Here is a 17,040-nt window from a genome sequence, read left to right on the forward strand (position 1 = left end):
GCTGTGAGCGAGTTGCGGACGTAAACTTGGTAAAATGATCTACATAGCAACATTTAATTGCAACATAAAGGAAGCTTGTTTATAACATTTAACACCGAGTGTAATAGTTTCTAAAACGGAGATGTATGGACATTCAAGTAGTTCATAAGGTTACTGAATATGACAGAGAAGAACTGCTTGCGGGGTTACGAAGCTATAATGGTCAGTTCATCGATTTTAGTAAAAATGGACAGCTCGGAGTCTACTGCAGAAATGAAAGCGGGGAGATGGTAGGTGGATTAATTGCGGATAGGAAAGGTCCATGGCTGTGTATCGATTATCTTTGGGTAAGTGAATCAGCAAGGAGTGGCGGTTTGGGTAGCAAACTTATGAGCATGGCTGAGAAAGAAGGTGTGCTAAAAGGGTGTATTCATGGCCTTGTCGATACGTTTAGCTTCCAGGCTCTCCCCTTTTATGAAAAAAAGGGTTATATACTTCAAATGTCATTACCGGACTTCCCTAAAGTAGGTTCACAAAGGCATTATCTAATAAAAACTAATTTATAGTATTAGTGCTTTCACTTTATCAAAGCTGCAAACAGGCAGCTTTTGGCACTTATCTGCCTCTCGAAACATCTCCGGCAGCTATGAGCGATCTGCGGACGTTATGCTGATCTCCTCCCTGAAAACAGTGCCAGTCTAAACTGAAGTATCCGGTCTTTCTTCCCTCGCACAGGGAGGCATATCAGCCAAAAATACCCGTTGTACAGAGACGGTTGTTTCTGGATCATATTTAACTAATATCATTCGCGAATTTCCTCTCAGGCGTTGCTGTCTCTGCAACGCCTGAATTTGGGTCCTAACTCTTAACCACCGGAGTCAGTACCCCACTCCATTTTCTGCGATGTCCATTGCGAAGTAGGAGAGAATAATATCAGCACCGGCTCGCTTGATGGCACCTAATGTTTCGCGAACGACTTTACGTTCATCAATTGCACCGGCTCTGGCGGTAAATTTAATCATCGCATATTCGCCGCTTACCTGGTAAGCCGCCAGCGGCAGGCGTGACGCGGCACGAATATCGCTGATCACATCCAGATAGGTACCAGCGGGCTTGACCATCAGCACATCGGCACCTTCATTTTCATCAAGTAACGATTCTCGTACTGCTTCCCGACGGTTCATTGGGTTCATCTGATACTCTTTACGGTCTCCCTGCAGCACACTTCCCCCCGCCTCCCTGAAAGGTCCATATAGTGAAGACGCTAATTTTGTTGAATAAGCCATAATGGAGGTATCGGTAAAACCTGCCTCATCAAGTGCGTAGCGAATAGCCTGAACCTGGCCATCTGCAGCTGCTGAAGGCGCAATAAAATCGGCACCCGCAGCAGCGGCAGCCACTGCCTGACGGCCCAGGTTCAGAAGTGTTGCATCATTGTCGACACCGTGATCATGTAGTACGCCGCAGTGGCCGTGCGTAGTGTATTCACAAAAACAGGTGTCAGACATCACGATCATTTCAGGAACGGTGTTTTTGCAGATCCGGGTCATACGCGCTACAAGCCCGTTTTCATTCCAGGTATCGCTGCCCGTCGCATCCATATGATGAGAAATACCAAAAGTCATTACCGAGCGAATTCCGGCTCTGGCGTAACGTTCGATTTCATGTGCCAGCCTGGATTCAGGGATACGTAGAACGCCAGGCATGGTGGGTATTTCTGCAAACTCTGACGTATCTTCTTCAACGAATATTGGTAACACGAAGTCGTTAAGGCTGATTTCTGTCTCCTGGAAAAGCGCACGCATTGAATGCGATTTTCTAAGGCGGCGTGGTCGTAATGCTGGAAATTTATTATTCATGATTTCTTCAGTGGCCTGATTTGTTGAGTGGAATGTTTAGTTAACCGGTAATGAACCTGGTTATTAATGAAATGAACAGAGTGATCTGGTGCAATGTATAAAAATTTTTTATTATTTATGACCTAATCTGTACTGCCCGGTTATTCCTGCCAGAAATATAGGTTGATATAAAAACACTGATACTAAAAAGGATGCATATAAAAAGATAGTCAACCAGAGCGGTTTTCATTGGTAAATGATCCATCATTGTACTCAGAGAAAATGGCAGCCAGTTACCAACATATCCCACGATATAGAGCAGGTTTATTATGTGCGTCTGCTGACTCTGTCTGGCAACTATATTCACGATAGTTACTGCACCGACCAATATTGCCCCATAAGCGAAACCTTCCATCATGACGGAAATGAGAAGAAGACCAGGGCTGATAGTGTAAACGCTGACAAGAGCGATCAAGACTGCTGCCAACTGGGCTGTAACACCGATCCTCAGCGAGAAGTAATGGTGTTTTTTTCTCATCACCAACTGGGTTGCACCGGCAACCAGCAGGAATGCGGACAGTGAGTAGCTTACCCGTTGCACGCTGGTAACGTTGAAATAGATGTGAGCCAATATCGGCCCCTGAGACATAAAGGTAGAAGCCATCGCCCAAGAAAGGAATATTGCCATACAACAGAAAATGACATCCCTGAAAGAGAGCATGTTTATGCTTTCAATAATGATTTTTTGTCGTTCAATGAGTATGGGGATAATGGGTTTATTCACCACCTGACGACTGCGCCAGACTCCGATAGTTGATATTACAACCAAAGAAAGAAGAATAACGTAAGGAGCCTTAAGCTTATAAAAGTCATGATGGACTATATTACCCGTAATTAATGGCCCAATCGCTTGCCCCAAAATCAATGAGGCTGTTGCTGTCAGTGCGGCAGCGTTGCTTATTTCAGTATCGAATATTTTTATAAGCGACCGGTTAATATATGCCATTAAAATACCCGAACCTAACCCCGTTATAAATCGGGCCAGAATCAGAGTGATAATGTTATGTGCAAACATCATCAGCAATGATGAAAGAAATACGCATCCTAGACCTGCATATATAGGAATTGTATATGACTCAGGTCGGATATTAATTTTAGCGGTAACTATCAGCGCAAAAAGAACACCGGCGGCGTACACGCCAAATACCGTCATTATTTGAGACGCGCTAAACCCATATAAACTGATGTATACAGGATACAAAGGAGTGGGCAGACTACTACTGAGCATGCCGGAAAAAAATGCCAGAGCCAATGCCAGCCCTGCCCATGATGATCGTATATCTGACATAGTAATTTCTGCTGTCTCTGAGGAATGTAATCATTCTGTGGAAATCGACAAAACGGTACCATAAACCATCATGTAAGGGATTCGAGCAGCAGTCATACCCACTGTGAATCAGTTTCACAGTGGGAGGGAGCATATTATGGGGAAGATAATCATGAAGGTTAATCGGCGGGATACTCAAATACTCCAGGGATGCAGAGCTATCTGTTTTTCCATGAATTCGATAAAACACCGGATGCGCGGGCTGAGATGCTGCCTTTTTGCGTAGATGGTATAGAGAGGTTCCCTGATAGGAGACTGGAACGCTTCCAAAAGCGGAATTAACCTTCCCTCTTTAATATCCCGGTGAATATGAAAGTCAGCCAGCCGGACGATACCCTCTCCCTGAATGGCCAGATCGCGAAGTAAATCACCCTGTGACAACGAGGCAATGGGTTTCACCGGGAATACGATGCTCTGATTGCCTTCTGCAAATACCCACTGGTTCCAGTGGCTTTCAAAATTAAAGTGAAAACAGCGGTGATCCATCAGTTCACGTGGATGGGAAGGATTACCGTGCCTGTTGATGTAAGCGGGAGAAGCACAGGTAATCCACTGGCTCTCACCGATACGACGGGCGATACGAGAGGAACTGGCAAGTACACCACCATAAATCGCCAGATCAAGGCCTTTATCAAAGTCATCACGGTAAACCGGCCCTGTTTCTATATCCACACTGAGAGCTGGGTAGGATTCAATAAAATCAGGTAACCATGGGAGTATCTGATGACGAGCAAAGCTCGTCATGGTGCGGATTTTCAGCTGCCCACTGATGCGTGTTGGCATATCTTCAGCCAGTGAATTAGCCTCTGCCATTGCATCGACTACTGCCCGGGCACTGTGCAGATAAACGTGTCCCTCTTCGGTCAGCGTTAATGTTCTCGTCCCGCGATAGAAAAGCCTTACCTGCAGTCGGGTCTCAAGACGGCTAATGAGTTTACTCATCGCAGAAGGCGTCAATCCGTTTGCCCGCGCGGCAGCAGAAAAGTTTCCGTGTTCATACGCCCATATGAATGCCAGCAACTGATTGTAATTATCCATTATGTTCCAGATTATTTATTTGAAGATGTCTTTCTCTTTCCAGCCTGTAGCCAGTTACTTTAGTGTTGTTGTACTCGTCATCAGGAACTGCGTTGGGGATAATTTAACCGGAAATAGGTCGCCTTTGAAATGCAGTTTTATTCATGATGCCTTTAAAATTTCTCCAAAACGTGTCATGAACGCGTCAAAATCCTCTTGAGTGTGTAGCTTGTTACCTCGTCCACAGCTGAAGTCTGAATAGACTTCGGGGCGATATTTCTCAGGATTTCTTATTACACGTTTCATCTTAAGAATTTTTTGGGAATGGAAACTTAAGTGACACCCTGAAATAAGACAAATCCAACGTAGGCATTGTGGGATTGCGATTTGATCCACGGTCTGATTTCTCGCTTTGACTCGGGAAATTGCAAGCAATTTGTAAGTACTCCGCTAAAACGAATCATTCACTGGACTACCCCTACATTTATATTATCTCCGGTGATACACCTTAGGTGGTGTTTGAACGTCCGCACCTGGCACATTGAAGACATTACAATGGGCGATTTTTTCCCTCGCACGCGTGCATGTAAATATTAAAAATTTTCTAGAAAATAAAAACTTACTTCCCAGAACAGGTTTTAATAAAACCTGAACTGAACGAACAAAGTGAGTGAAGTTCACCTCGAACGAAGTGAGAGGTTGTCTTTTCAGGTAATACTCTCCCAGGGAGGTGAGTACAAAATTTCCTCACCAACCTGGTCGTTACATAACCTGAAAAGTTATGACCTAAGTCTACTGCCAGCTTAGGCTTGGGAAGTTATGGATGACAGCACCCCAGAACCGAGATCTTCCCACACTTTATGAAGGGGAGTACTGGATTCAACCTCTCGAAACACTCCAGACTCGACAATCATAAAGTGACCCTTCTCTCTGCTCACTTTGCTCAGGTCGAAGCCGCCGTCAGTGTCGTGAACGATCTTGCAGTACGCCGCGACGGACTCGCCCAGGCTGTCTATTTTGCTGGTCTCCGCAGTACTGGCAGTGCCTTCCATCATCGATGCCTTGCGGATGAAGTTGCAGACGACACCCTTCGCGCCCATTGTTTTCAGGACGTTCTGGAGTTTGATGCCTTCTTCATCGCTCTCAACAACGGCACGGAAGCGCACGTAGTTACCGCGAATTTGGTCGTCTTCCACATCGTCCTCAAGGTTGACGAACTTGGGTGCGGAGGTTTCGTGGTGGGTGAAGGTGCCGTCAGGGTTGACGATCATGAAGCCAGCCAGCGAGCCAACATCGCCCCAATTCTGGTGCGTCAGCGCCCCGATGCTAACCACTCCAGGCAGCACTTCTTTGTGGTTGTGGTAGTGTCCGGACAGCAACAAACGGAAGCCGATATCTTTCAGTTCCTGTGCGTCGATGCCGACATCAGGCATGGTGGGGATCGCTTTGTTGATCGAGGTATGCACAACGACATCGTGGTTGTCGCCATCCAGCCCGGAACGCAGTGTTTTGAGGTCGCTGATAAGCTCTGCGTGGTTATTGCGCCAGCTAATCAGGTGGACGGTAACATCGCCCATTTTGATGGAGTGAGGACGTTTGCCGCAGACGATTTCCACACCGATTGAGCGCAGAGAGGCCGCTGCATTGGCGCTGTATACGGAATCGTTGGTTTCGAGGTCGTGGTTGCCGGCCAGCATAACCACTTCGAGGCCCAACTCTTTGATGATCCACTCGTAAGTTTCAGTCACGAAATGCAGGACGGAAGGCGATATAGCACCACGAACATGGAAAGTATCACCAGCCACCAGCATGTGTTTGCAGCCCGCAGTTTTCATGGCTTTGGCAGCTTCTTTCGTGGCGTCCAGTTGGATCTCCAGTCGAGAGTTCAGCCCGTCAGCGTTTGTTGTCGCAAAAGCATCCCAACGATGATAATGGGGATCTGATATCACCCCGTATGGCAATGTCATGTGTTTTTTCCTTTGTGGTTATTTTGATACAGATATTAAGCGTGTTTGAGAGGCGAGAAACCCAGACAACACGGCACAGAAGAAAATCTACAGGCACACGATTATGACAAAATATATAAGTAAGTGAATACCTATTTATGAAGCGGCAAAGATTTCTAAATGTTACAAGCCACTCTATAATCGCAGTCACTCATTGATGACAACCAAACGAAAAAGGAGAACAGACGGTGAAACGCGTAATTATAGGGACGATGGCCATTGCTCTGATCGGATGCGTGCCAAAGCCGCCTCAAGATGAAAAGTCAGCTGGCGGGTACGTTGATATTTATTCCACTTCAAGCGTAGCAATTGCCCAGGACAGAGCCGACAAATTGTGTGGCAGCCATGCCTATTATGTCTCCAACGACAATGATTCAACCAAAATCCTGGGTAGATACGCGCCTTCATTCCCAAAAATCCGTTTCAACTGTGATCTTGAAATGGCCGCTTATCTTGGAAGCGAAGAGGCTAAAAAAATCAAAATGAAGCGCATAGAGGAAGCCTACAAGGATATGTACAAGGCCCAATATGAGCTGAAAGAAGTGCGTCGTAAGAACGCTGATCCGAAGAAGCTGGAGTCCTACACAGAAAGCGATCCGGACGGCACTATTCGCAGCTACAGTTTCTTGAACGGTAAGTCGTGCGAATCCATCGTATACCCAGACGGCACTGGCAAAACTACGTGCGATTAATTCTTCAGGAGCACCTCGTATGGGGTGCTTTTTACTTTGGATCGCGAAACAGCATCTGCGTGCCTTTGGGTGACGTGTTGAAAAGGTGAAAACCTCTGCGTTTTAGCATGTCGGCCATTTGCGAGGATTTGACGTAGCACTTCGCCATCATCGGCTGGCTCGAGTTTGAAGCGATCATGTCGGACACCAGCATTGACCCATAGCCTTTCCCGCGTAGCTCTTTGACGATACTAACGGCACAGCAGGATGTAGATATAATGCCCGGAGTATTGGCCCTGCTCGTTCGTCTTGATGGCCAGCTTGGTCTGCTTCTCAAAGGTTTTACCCCCCTTTGATGTGAGAATCTCTTCATAGAAGTGACCCTTGCGCGTGCCGTCTTCGAACTCACCCATGATGAATGGCATGTCTGCCACAGTTGCTGCCCTTGAATAAAATTCACTCATGTATTAATCCCTAAAGCTCTCAGTGTCTTTCTAAGACACCATATTTTATGCCCCGGTAAAACCATGAGTTTACGTTTAAAACGTCTCAGGGGGCTTCTGACGCGCTACGCTGATGTCGATTACCCCAGCTTTTGGGCGAGGGTCGACAAGATTCAACTCTTCAGCACTGTGATACTCCGTATCGAACTCCCGATCGACATGGCGAATGTAGATGGCCGTGAGAAGGCTGTCGTCTTTCAGGAAGTGTCCGTAGGATTTGCGGATCACTTCGCCAACCTTCTCGATCTTCTCTCCACCCATGCAGAGATGGTTAAACCGGCTGTGTTTTCGCAGCATCTCATCCACCGGGCCGGAGTAGACCTTATCGACTCTCCCGAACCGGATGATGTTTCCAGTATCAGCCTCAACCAGACAAACGAGCTTGCCAGGTTCGATCCGGTCTCGCCACGTTACACCAGAGCGGAGTGTGTTGAAGTAGGGAGCGTCTAATCCGATGATCGGTTTACGAAATGCCAGCAGTGGCACGTAACGTATGCAGCTGTTCAGGTGGAAGTGCGCACCGGCGTCGTGGAGTTTGAGCCGGGTTTCGTTAATCGGGCACTTCGACGCAATGCCACACAGGTCGCAGAGCAACTTCTGTTTGTTCAGGCTAGTGTTCGATTCAATGGTGTAGGAGCCATCTTCAAGACGGCGAACCCAGCGCGTGCGTTTGAGATCCATAATTCTTATTCAAATAGTTTTGTCCGGGGCAACGATAACTGACAAGGCGCATCGATGTTTGCAAATGCCTGTTTACTTATACCCATTATTCACAGGACCGATCCAATAATTAGATCCCCAGAGAGATCCTATAGAAGATCAAAAGAGATCCCCGATCGTCTCCAGCCGTTGCGGTTACTGGCCTGAGAGGGGGTTACTATCCACTATGGGGAGCAAAGTAACCTCTGTAGAGAGCATAATAACCGCTATGAAGAGCAAAACAACCTCTATGGAGAGTGGTCGGTATCCACTGTAGGGAGTAGGAGACATTATCTTAACTGGATAACTCAGTGCCTGTTTTTCTACGGCAGATGGCTGATATTCATGGAAATGTTGTAAGTTTTGTGTTCAGGCGTGTTTGTTTCGACCACACATATCCCCAGAAGGGGAGTGATGGCTGATTTTGCAATTACCTGATTTTTATACACAGGCCCGATCCAGTAATTCAGATCCCTAAGAGAACCAAAGAGAACCACAAAGACCCAAAAAGATCCCCGCACCCCGCAAACCGTTGTGCCACATGGCTTTAGAGGTGGTCGATATCCACTATAGAGAGAAGATCAGCCACTATGAAGAGTAAACCCACCACTGTAGAGAGTAGAAAAACCACTATAGGCGGTAGGATAACCGCTGTGATGAGTGCTACTATCCACTGTAATCAGTAAAGGCCATCAAAGCCGTCGAATAAAAAGAGACACTTGGAATGAGCGAAAACGGCAATAAAAACATAGCGATCGTTGAAGCATTCTCAGAAACAGACAAAAAGACCGGCGAAGTTGTTACGTTAGTTCCTAACACCAACAACACAGTTCAGCCCGTTGCTCTGATGCGTCTTGGTCTCTTCGTTCCGACGCTGAAATCGACCGCCAGGGGCAGAAAGGGGCAAATGGTCTCTATGGACGCCTCTGCTGAACTCAAACAGCTGTCTCTGGCCAAAGCCGAAGGGTACGAGGACATAAGGATCTCCGGCGTTCGTCTGGATATGGATAACGACTTCAAAACGTGGGTAGGCATCATCCACGCTTTCGCCAAACACAAGGTTGTTGGCGACACTGTCACGTTACCGTTCGTCGAGTTCGTCAGGCTCTGTGGCATACCAACGGCCAGATCGTCCGCGAAGTTACGTAAGCGCCTGGACAGTTCTCTGACTCGTATCGCCACAAACACTATCTCATTCCGCAGTAAAGGCTCTGATGAGTATTACGTGACGCACCTTGTGCAGACAGCAAAGTACAGCACCAAGAACGACACGGTCTCGCTGCAGGCTGATCCTAAGATTTTCGAACTCTACCAGTTTGACAAAAAGGTTCTTCTGCAACTCCGGGCAATTAACGAACTCTCCAGAAAAGAATCCGCGCAGGCGCTCTACACCTTCATCGAAAGTTTGCCACCTGACCCGGCACCAATCTCGTTGGCTCGCTTACGCGCCAGACTTAACTTAACCAGCCGCACCATTACCCAGAACGCGACAGTCAGGAAGGCGATGGAACAGCTGCGGGAGATCGGCTATCTCGATTACACCGAAGTGAAGCGCGGCAGCTCGGTCTACTTCATCATCCACTATAGGCGGCCGAAGTTACGCTCGGCACTGCCACCAGCTAAAGCTGCGCCGGTAGAGCCCGAAGATATCTTGCCAGGCGATGATCAGGAGGAAATTATCGATGTTGTTCCTGAAGAAAAAGACGGTGAGATGGTCATGTTGAGCAAGGAAGAACTGGCGATTCTCGGAGAGCTACGCAAGGCTAAAACTCGTAAATAGCCCAACCACTGTAGAGAGTATAAAGGCTCACTATCCACTGTAGTGAGCCTTTTGTTTATCTGGAATCCGCTATCCACTGTAGTGAGTAACAGCAACCGAAGAGTAACCACTGTAGGCAGTGGCACGCAAACAACGAAATAAATGTTAGTGGTTACAAACCTAGATGAATCAAGGGCTGCGAGGTTAGTGGTCACTGGGTATCTTGTTAAATCCACTTCATATAGTGGTTATCGCTACCCCTTTATTAATGGCCATCCACTATGGAGAGCAGAATCGGTTGGCTGGGTTTACTAACCACTGTAGTGAGTAGATATCCGCTGAAAACAGTGAAGGTTTACTCTCTATAGTGGATACCCGCTGGAGAGCGCATTCCATCACTCGCTATAGTGGTTGTTTGGTGCGAATGAACGCCTATTTACTCCCTACAGTGGATAGCGGCGTCGATAATCGCCACTTTACTCACTACAGTGGTTACTGGATGTCACGGCAGCTGTTTTACTCACTACAGTGGTTGGATTGCATACCTGAATGGTGTTCTACTCATCACAGTGGTTATGAGCCGGATACGCACGCGGTGAGCTGGCTACTCACCGCAGTGGTTAGTGTTATCAGTGGATTTTCTTCAGCAGACCCCAGAGTGTCCCGGCCTTCGTCGTGAGCTTACCTGTTTCCGGATCGTACATGCGCCATTCGCGACGCTGGTGGACAATGACACCGTCCTCACGTTCCAGACGCTCCAGCACGCCGGGTTGCTTAAATCCTTTGGCACGCCAGTAGCCGCTTGTTTTTTCGATTTCCAGACCCGCCAGTGTAACCGCCATCAACCAACCTCCTTGCAGTCATCGAAAAGGTAGCTGGCGTTCTTCGCGTGAACGCCGTAGACATCACCTGATTTGTTGTAAACGAGCTTATCTTCGCCCACGCCAGACAGTTTGCCGTTACGTTTGGTGAGATAGGGGGAAGACAGGACGCGATCATCGCGCACAACATAAAACTGTTCGCCGCTGTCCACAACCATCGCGCCGTAGTTGGCTTTGACGACATTGCGGATCACGTCGTTTTTCACTTCGGCCACTGCCATCTCACACTCATAGACGTGCGTGTCCGCGTAGACAGGGAGGGAGAGCAGCGCCAGAGCCAGGGCTATTTTCTTCATGCCACGACTCCTTTGATAACGCTGAATGCTGAGTCGAATACCAGCACTACGGCCAGCGCATTAACCATCGCGCCATTAACAGGCGCCAGCGCTTTACGGATTGCTCCGGTGAAGATGCAATCGACCACAAAAGCTATCGAGACAATAAGTAATAAAGTGTCTAATACAATTTTCATGATAGGTAGATACTAACTTATATATTTTGCTGTAAATATCACTCAAAAGTGCTGATGCCTAAAATGCGCTCAAGATGAGCCGCGTCTTCATCGCTTACCGGCATCGTGTCGTCGACGTACCAACAACTACCGTTGTGCCAACAAACACCGTCATCATCGACATACACAGAATCTGCATCCATGCCTGTGTACTCAACGAGATTGCGCTCAATTGCCGCTTGAATTTCTTCATCGCTCAGCCCGTCGCCCTTAACCATGAACAACGGGTAAACGTCATAGTCGGTGCTGGCTGAAATGCGAACCAAAATCTTCATGTGTTTTCTCCTTGTTGGTAAGTACTTATTTATATTAATGTGTGCCATGCGGCGCACAATCATTGTGTTCAGGCTGGTGGAAAGAACTTCTCCAACGTGCGGTCGACAGCCTTATCAATGTGCATCAGATGCCAGACGACCATATCTTTGTTTCCCAGACCGCGGGTGTAGATCACGTCGAACTTACGCCAGGCAGCGTGAAACCAGTGCGGTGTATCATCAACCGGCAGATTATCTCCAGCCTCCTTGGAGTACTTGAGCAGCATGGCCTGTTCAGCGGTTGGCGTCGGGCCAATCTCTTCCGCGTACATTCTGATGAAACGCTGCCAGTCGGCTTCATCTTCTGAAGGTTCCGGTGCGTTCATCTCTGCAATCGCCTCACGCAGCTGCGTCGCCCATTCTGGCTCCGGGAAGCCCTGAGCAATTTCGGTATCCACTACATCCAGCGCAGCGTTGGCCGCGTCATACAGTTTCTTCACGCTTTTTCTCCTGCATTAAAAGGAACACGGTCATTGCCGCTCTCAAGGGTTAGGGTTCTGGATCAGATTTTGTGGCGTTGAGCTATCCACCTTTCTGTGGGCCGCTCTCCACTCGCCAGGCTGTCTGGCAGGGATTACGCCGATTCTGTGTCGGTAAATAATGTCCCACGCATCTTCCGGATCGTTACACCAGTCGAAGGTTCCGGCTCCGTTCGGGCCGATGGCGACCACTGCTGTGTAATCGCCTTCCTGTGATCCTTTCCAGCCATATTGTGAGATAAGCGGTCGATGGCCGGTGGCTTCCGCGACCAGGCAGTTAATCTCAAAGTCCGTCATCTCGCTGTAATTTTTCATTCCCGATCTCCTTCTCATCCATTGCCAAACAACTATGTGGCGTTGTCACTTTGTACTTCTACGGATGCTAATTCCGTATTAGTAACCAATTTGTTTTCTTGTTGGTGATAATACGGAAATAAAAAAGGCGTCCAAGTGGACGCCGTATCTTTGAAAAGGCTGTTACTTCAACGCGATAAACGGAGTATTAGCCCCTTCAGTCATGTACTGAGGCAACTGGCCATTCCATTTGTTGATGGCTTCCAGCTCCATGACGTTCGGGTTCTGACGTAATGCTTCACCGCGTAACTTAATGGCATCAGCTTCTGCTTGAGCACGTTTGCGGATAGCGTCGGCTTCACCTTCGGCTTGTTCACGCAGCATGTTCGCTTCTGCCTTGCGCTGCTCAACTTCTTGCTGGCGCTGGAGCGTTTTCTGGTTCGCGGTCACTTTGGCATTGATAGATTCGATAACTGTGTCCGGGTAGTCTGGTTTGCCCACCCATGACAGGCTAATAACCTCAATACCTACCGGTGACATTTCTGCCTGAATGTCTTTCAGCGCATTGTCGAGCAGAGACGCCTTGCCACCGTCGATGAACGTGTCGGTAGTCATGCGGCTGGCCAGACGGTTTAGTGAATCCGCAATCTTCTGGCGCAGATCAGTGTCGGTAATGTCATCAACACCTTTGCGATAGGTCTGGAATACGGTAGTTACTTTGTCGCGATTAACCAGATATGCCACACCAATTTTGTGGCCGATGGCTGTACCGTCGCTCATCTGGAATGTGAACGGCTCATCGTAGGTTTTCATCTGTTTGAAAGTGGGGAAGGTGTACAGCTCGGTATTCAGACCAGTCCACTGACGGCCAACGCCGACAACTTCACCGATACCTTTGTCTTCACCCAATTTGTTTACCTTAATGCCAACGTATCCCGGTTCCACGCGATCGCAGCCGGTCAGACCCATTGTGCAAATAGCAGCCAAAGCCACCGCCAGTAAACCTTTCTTCATTACTTACTTCTCCTTAGTTTTATTGAGTGAGTTGATATACCTGCGGCCAGCTTTTAACAAGGCAACCGGGAAGACTACAGCGATGGCAAGTCCGATAAATAAAGCCAGATCGCTTTTAGCTGAGATAAGCGATGGAACCAGCAAACCGTAGATAGAGCAGAATGATATCACCGCTCAAACAGCCATGAGATAACCCTTGACCATGTGTTTCCTTTTGTCGTTTTGGCGCAGAAATGATAAGTAAGTGATTATATATTTTCAAGTGTAAAAAAGGCGTCCACTGGACGCCTTGTGATTACGCTTCTTCTGTCTCTGCTGGGGACGACTCTTTCGCTCGCCGTTCGTCTATCGACTGGAGTGCTGCGATGATTTCCGGGAGTGGCTTCTCGCGGTACATCTCGACGATCTGCGATTTGGTGTATTTCTTATCGCCAATTTCCACACGCCCGCTGGCGTTCTTGGGCAGGTATCCTTCCTCCAGCATGTACTCAACCAGAGATTCGATGACGTCCAGCCCGCGAGTCGGGTCGAAGTAGAATTTCCATGAGCATTTGCCAAACGGAGGCGCGACTTTGTTTTTAATGCACTCGGCGCCAACGTCCTGTCCGATCTTCTCTTTACCATCCTTCATGACGGATGCGCCCAGACGGATGCGCACCGACGCGTAGAACTTCGGAGAGTCGCCACCCGGAGACGTAGTCGGATCGCCAAACATCACGCCAATTTTGGTACGCACCTGGTTCAAGAAGATGATGCACGCGTTGTACTTACGCGCCCAAAGCGCCAGAGTAGGGAAGTTCGCACTCGTCGCGCGCGCCAGCGCCGTGTTGTCGTTCATGTTCAGCTGATCTTTGTCCTTCGCAGTGCCTTCTGCCATCTTGTCGAACTTCTCAGCCTTCGAGTTCGGAACCATCGACGCCAGAGAGTCGGCAACGATGCAGATAGGGGCTGTTTCCGGGATAAGCTCTTCGTCGCGCACCAGCTTGAGGATTGTGCCGATCAGCTCGACGGAGTCTTCGAAGGTATCCGGCTGTTTGTAGACCCACTGGCCGTCATCTTCGTCGGCGTTCAAGCCATTCGCCACCGCAAGACCAACGTCGAAACTGTTTTCGTGGTCAAGGAACACGGCCAGACCATCCTGTTTCTGTGCTGACACCATCGCAGCCGTCGCCAAAAAGGTTTTACCGGCGCTTGGTGGACCGAAGACTTCAACGATACGCCCACACGGAAAACCACCGTCATAACGTCCGGAAATGGCTTTGTTCAGTGGAGGGAAACCGGAGTCAATCCAGTGGGAGACCTTCTGGATCTCGTCATTGCTGCCGATTTTCTTTTTCAGCGCCAGTGCCAGTGCGGATTTGCCTTTTGCCATGATTAGGCTCCTTTTGATTCGTTGATTCGCTTTGAAGCAGCGGCTTCGTCAAACTTGATTGCGTCGTGGTTCAGGTGTTTGGCTACGCGAGCGATGATCTTCACGACCTGCTCGCTGACCATCGCGAACTCACGCTCAGTAGCAGAAATGCCAGCAGCGCCCAGAATGTTCGGCAGTGCCACCACAGCGTGCTCGCCGTGGCAGAAGACAATCTCTTTAGCCAGCATGGTTGGCGTAGTTGCCCCGCCATTAATGATGGATTTCAACATCAGCAGTACCTCTCAAACGGCAGAACAAACACTTCCAGATCTTCCAGAAACGACCGGAAATTCAGCTCGTAACACATCTGTTCGAAGGCATTCATGTCGCGTGCGCCTTTAATCGACTCGATTTCGCTGGGTGGGAATTTTGTGTCGATAAGGTTCATCAGCATCATGTTGCGCTTAAAGGCTTCGAGCATCCGGCAGCCCGTCTTCTCGTTGAAGGCGTTCTTTGCCAGCTTGTTGAATGCCGTCTTATAGCGACCTTTGTTGATGACAATGGAGCCATCGTTAATGCCGCGTACCATTGCGGCCACGCTTCCCCATTCATGAAGCAGCTCTTTCGCGCCACCATCACCAATGCCACCGACGCCTTTGATGTTGTCCGAGTTGTCGCCCTGCAACGCTTTCGCTTCCAGAAACGCGCGTGGCGTTGGCAGACCGGTCAGCTCTGCGAACTGTTCGAAGTTCACCTGCTTGTGCTTGGCATCTTCACGCAGGCTTACCCAGCTAACGTTCTCGCGAACCAGCTGGAGCCAGTCGCCATCACCCGTCAGCAGGTAGATATGTTCAACGGTCGGCTGCGGAGCCAGGCGAGAGACCAGCATTCCAGCCAGGTCGTCCGCTTCTGCATCCTTTGCAATGAGTTGGTTAACGCCCAGCGCGGTCATCATTTTCAAGATGTACGGCTTCTGGATGGCAAAGCCTTCTTTCATCTTCTTCATATCCGGGTCGTCGTCGCGGTTCGCTTTGTACTCCGGGTAGAAGTCGCGACGTTTGTCGCTGAATCCATCCCACAAGATCATTGGCCGGGCATGGAGAATTGAGGCGTAACGACGAACGTTCTTCACGAAGCCAAATGCGGCCTGAACTTCCATCTCGCCGTTGTGTAATTTGTCGGATTGCTGGTGGTAATAGCCCAGGCTGTTACCGTCCACAAAGAGATAATTCACCGGTACACTCCTTCCAAAAAGTAAGGCGTCCGTAGACGCCTTACTGGTCACGTTATGGGATTACAGAGCGTCCAGTTCAGCCAGCAGGTCATCGAGACCTTCGTCAGCTGGTGCAGATGCAGCGGCAGCAGATGCTGAAGCACTTGCAGCTGCGGCGGCTTCCGGAGCTTTAACTTCTTCCGGTTTAGTTTCCGGTTTGAACTCAGCTTCAGCGGCACGCAGGATCTCTTCATCAACCAGGCTGGTGGACTCTGGAGCCGGAGTGTGTGCTGTAGCGACAGCAGCTGCACCTTCCGTATGACCAGTGATAGAGCCAAAGCCTGGCAGTTCAGCAGCGGCTGATTTTGCAGCGGAAGAAATGGCCGGAGACGACATTGTTGCTGCCGGAGCCGCGATACCAATCAGACGACCCATAGTGCGAGCTGTAGACAGCAGACGGGTTTCGTCAGCCTGGTTCGCGTATGCGATCAGATCGTGTTGAGTAGTCCATAGCTTCTCAGGAATGTCGCCTTTGTAGACTTTACGTTTCGGGGATACGTCGTACTTGGTGTCACGACCGGAACCGGTACGCTTAATCAGGAACGCATAGCCTTCTTCTTTGCTCAGTGGGTTGCCGATATCATCAGCAATATCTTCGGACATCACTTTGCAGATATCGTCGAAGACCGTAGACGGCAGCTCAATCAGCTGGCACTTCTCTGCGTCCGCAAAGTCTTCACGCGCAGACAAAACACCGTTGACCAGATAACGCGGTGTAGCACGCATACTGTTAATGCGCTCTTCCATCGCTTTGTTGCCCTTAAAGCGAGCACGACCTTCCATAACCATCTCACACAGCTGGCAAGCGTGGCCGTGGGTGTGCTGTTCGCAGATGTAGGCGGTGGTTACATCTTTGCCTTCCTCATTCTGATGCTTAACGTAGTGCATACCGAAAGTCTGGAAGAACACGCCATTCGGGTCGTCCTTGTTCGGAAAAATGCGCAGATAGTTATTGCCGTCTTTCAGACGGGTCAAATCAACGTTATTGCCACGTTTAGAAGCAATATCGCCACGGGTCTTGTTAAGCAGATCAAGTAATGACTTAGACATGTATTTCTCCTTGT

Annotated in this window: 18 protein-coding genes and 2 pseudogenes; 3 read left to right on the forward strand and 17 right to left on the reverse strand. The window is 49.0% G+C overall.

The annotated features are described in order from the left end of the window. Positions 1-125: 125 nt before the first annotated feature. A complete protein-coding gene (locus tag M977_RS00005) occupies positions 126-545 on the forward strand; it encodes a GNAT family N-acetyltransferase (protein WP_064511518.1) in 420 nt (139 codons plus the stop codon). A 312-nt stretch (positions 546-857) separates the two neighbouring features. On the opposite strand, the gene hemB is transcribed toward M977_RS00005, so the two are convergent. The 4 genes and pseudogenes from hemB to M977_RS00025 form a co-directional block, all read right to left on the reverse strand. Next, complete coding sequence (gene hemB / locus M977_RS00010; protein ID WP_064511519.1) at positions 858-1,838, reverse strand: porphobilinogen synthase; 981 nt, start codon at positions 1,836-1,838, stop codon at positions 858-860. 115 nt (positions 1,839-1,953) lie between these two features. Further along, the gene (locus tag M977_RS00015) at positions 1,954-3,165 is read right to left on the reverse strand and encodes an MFS transporter (RefSeq protein WP_064511520.1); all 1,212 of its coding nucleotides are present in this window, start codon (positions 3,163-3,165) and stop codon (positions 1,954-1,956) included. 174 nt (positions 3,166-3,339) lie between these two features. Beyond that, positions 3,340-4,242: a LysR family transcriptional regulator gene (locus tag M977_RS00020; RefSeq protein ID WP_064511521.1), complete on the reverse strand. Its 903-nt coding sequence runs from the start codon at positions 4,240-4,242 to the stop codon at positions 3,340-3,342. A 911-nt stretch (positions 4,243-5,153) separates the two neighbouring features. After that, positions 5,154-6,188 (reverse strand): annotated as a pseudogene (locus M977_RS00025) (metallophosphoesterase family protein); the annotation flags it as partial. A 227-nt stretch (positions 6,189-6,415) separates the two neighbouring features. Between M977_RS00025 and M977_RS00030 the strand changes: the two are divergent. Next, positions 6,416-6,919 carry a hypothetical protein gene (locus M977_RS00030; RefSeq protein WP_064511522.1) on the forward strand — a complete coding sequence of 168 codons (504 nt, stop codon included), beginning with the start codon at positions 6,416-6,418 and terminating at the stop codon, positions 6,917-6,919. A gap of 230 nt (positions 6,920-7,149) precedes the next feature. Here the strand turns inward: M977_RS00030 and M977_RS25745 are convergent, their stop codons facing one another. Next, complete coding sequence (locus tag M977_RS25745) at positions 7,150-7,362, reverse strand: hypothetical protein (RefSeq protein WP_245163460.1); 213 nt, start codon at positions 7,360-7,362, stop codon at positions 7,150-7,152. Positions 7,363-7,437: 75 nt separating this feature from the next. After that, positions 7,438-8,082, reverse strand: a complete 645-nt coding sequence (locus M977_RS00040) for a hypothetical protein (RefSeq protein ID WP_064511523.1) — start codon at positions 8,080-8,082, stop codon at positions 7,438-7,440. Positions 8,083-8,824: 742 nt separating this feature from the next. Here M977_RS00040 and repA point away from each other — a divergent pair. Beyond that, on the forward strand, positions 8,825-9,880 hold the full coding sequence (gene repA, locus M977_RS00045) for a replication protein RepA (RefSeq protein WP_064511524.1): 1,056 nt from the start codon (positions 8,825-8,827) through the stop codon (positions 9,878-9,880). Between the two features lie 608 nt (positions 9,881-10,488). Here repA and M977_RS00050 read toward each other — a convergent pair. The 11 genes and pseudogenes from M977_RS00050 to M977_RS00100 form a co-directional block, all read right to left on the reverse strand. Then, positions 10,489-10,701, reverse strand: a complete 213-nt coding sequence (locus M977_RS00050; RefSeq protein ID WP_006812558.1) for a hypothetical protein — start codon at positions 10,699-10,701, stop codon at positions 10,489-10,491. After that, entirely contained in the window at positions 10,701-11,036 is a 336-nt protein-coding gene (locus M977_RS00055) for a hypothetical protein (protein WP_064511525.1), read from the reverse strand. Before M977_RS00055 ends, M977_RS00050 begins: the two co-directional genes overlap by 1 nt. Further along, positions 11,033-11,212 (reverse strand): hypothetical protein, encoded by a 180-nt coding sequence (locus tag M977_RS00060; RefSeq protein ID WP_064511526.1) that lies wholly within the window; start codon positions 11,210-11,212, stop codon positions 11,033-11,035. The genes M977_RS00055 and M977_RS00060 overlap by 4 nt, the downstream gene beginning before the upstream one ends. A gap of 38 nt (positions 11,213-11,250) precedes the next feature. Beyond that, complete coding sequence (locus M977_RS00065; protein ID WP_064511527.1) at positions 11,251-11,526, reverse strand: hypothetical protein; 276 nt, start codon at positions 11,524-11,526, stop codon at positions 11,251-11,253. A 68-nt stretch (positions 11,527-11,594) separates the two neighbouring features. Further along, entirely contained in the window at positions 11,595-12,005 is a 411-nt protein-coding gene (locus M977_RS00070) for a DUF7238 family protein (RefSeq protein WP_064511528.1), read from the reverse strand. Further along, positions 11,989-12,359: pseudogene (locus tag M977_RS00075) on the reverse strand (DUF2591 domain-containing protein). Before M977_RS00075 ends, M977_RS00070 begins: the two are co-directional and overlap by 17 nt. A 162-nt stretch (positions 12,360-12,521) precedes the next feature. Next, a complete protein-coding gene (locus M977_RS00080; RefSeq protein ID WP_004110049.1) occupies positions 12,522-13,352 on the reverse strand; it encodes an SPFH domain-containing protein in 831 nt (276 codons plus the stop codon). A 295-nt stretch (positions 13,353-13,647) separates the two neighbouring features. Further along, positions 13,648-14,724 (reverse strand): recombinase RecA, encoded by a 1,077-nt coding sequence (locus M977_RS00085; protein ID WP_064511529.1) that lies wholly within the window; start codon positions 14,722-14,724, stop codon positions 13,648-13,650. A 2-nt stretch (positions 14,725-14,726) separates the two neighbouring features. Beyond that, positions 14,727-14,993 (reverse strand): hypothetical protein, encoded by a 267-nt coding sequence (locus tag M977_RS00090; protein WP_064511530.1) that lies wholly within the window; start codon positions 14,991-14,993, stop codon positions 14,727-14,729. Further along, positions 14,993-15,937: a 5'-3' exonuclease family protein gene (locus M977_RS00095; protein WP_064511531.1), complete on the reverse strand. Its 945-nt coding sequence runs from the start codon at positions 15,935-15,937 to the stop codon at positions 14,993-14,995. The genes M977_RS00090 and M977_RS00095 overlap by 1 nt, the downstream gene beginning before the upstream one ends. A gap of 60 nt (positions 15,938-15,997) precedes the next feature. Then, complete coding sequence (locus M977_RS00100) at positions 15,998-17,026, reverse strand: hypothetical protein (RefSeq protein WP_004110098.1); 1,029 nt, start codon at positions 17,024-17,026, stop codon at positions 15,998-16,000. Positions 17,027-17,040 lie beyond the last annotated feature (14 nt).

The organism is Buttiauxella gaviniae ATCC 51604 (assembly GCF_001654835.1).
Taxonomy (GTDB): domain Bacteria; phylum Pseudomonadota; class Gammaproteobacteria; order Enterobacterales; family Enterobacteriaceae; genus Buttiauxella; species Buttiauxella gaviniae.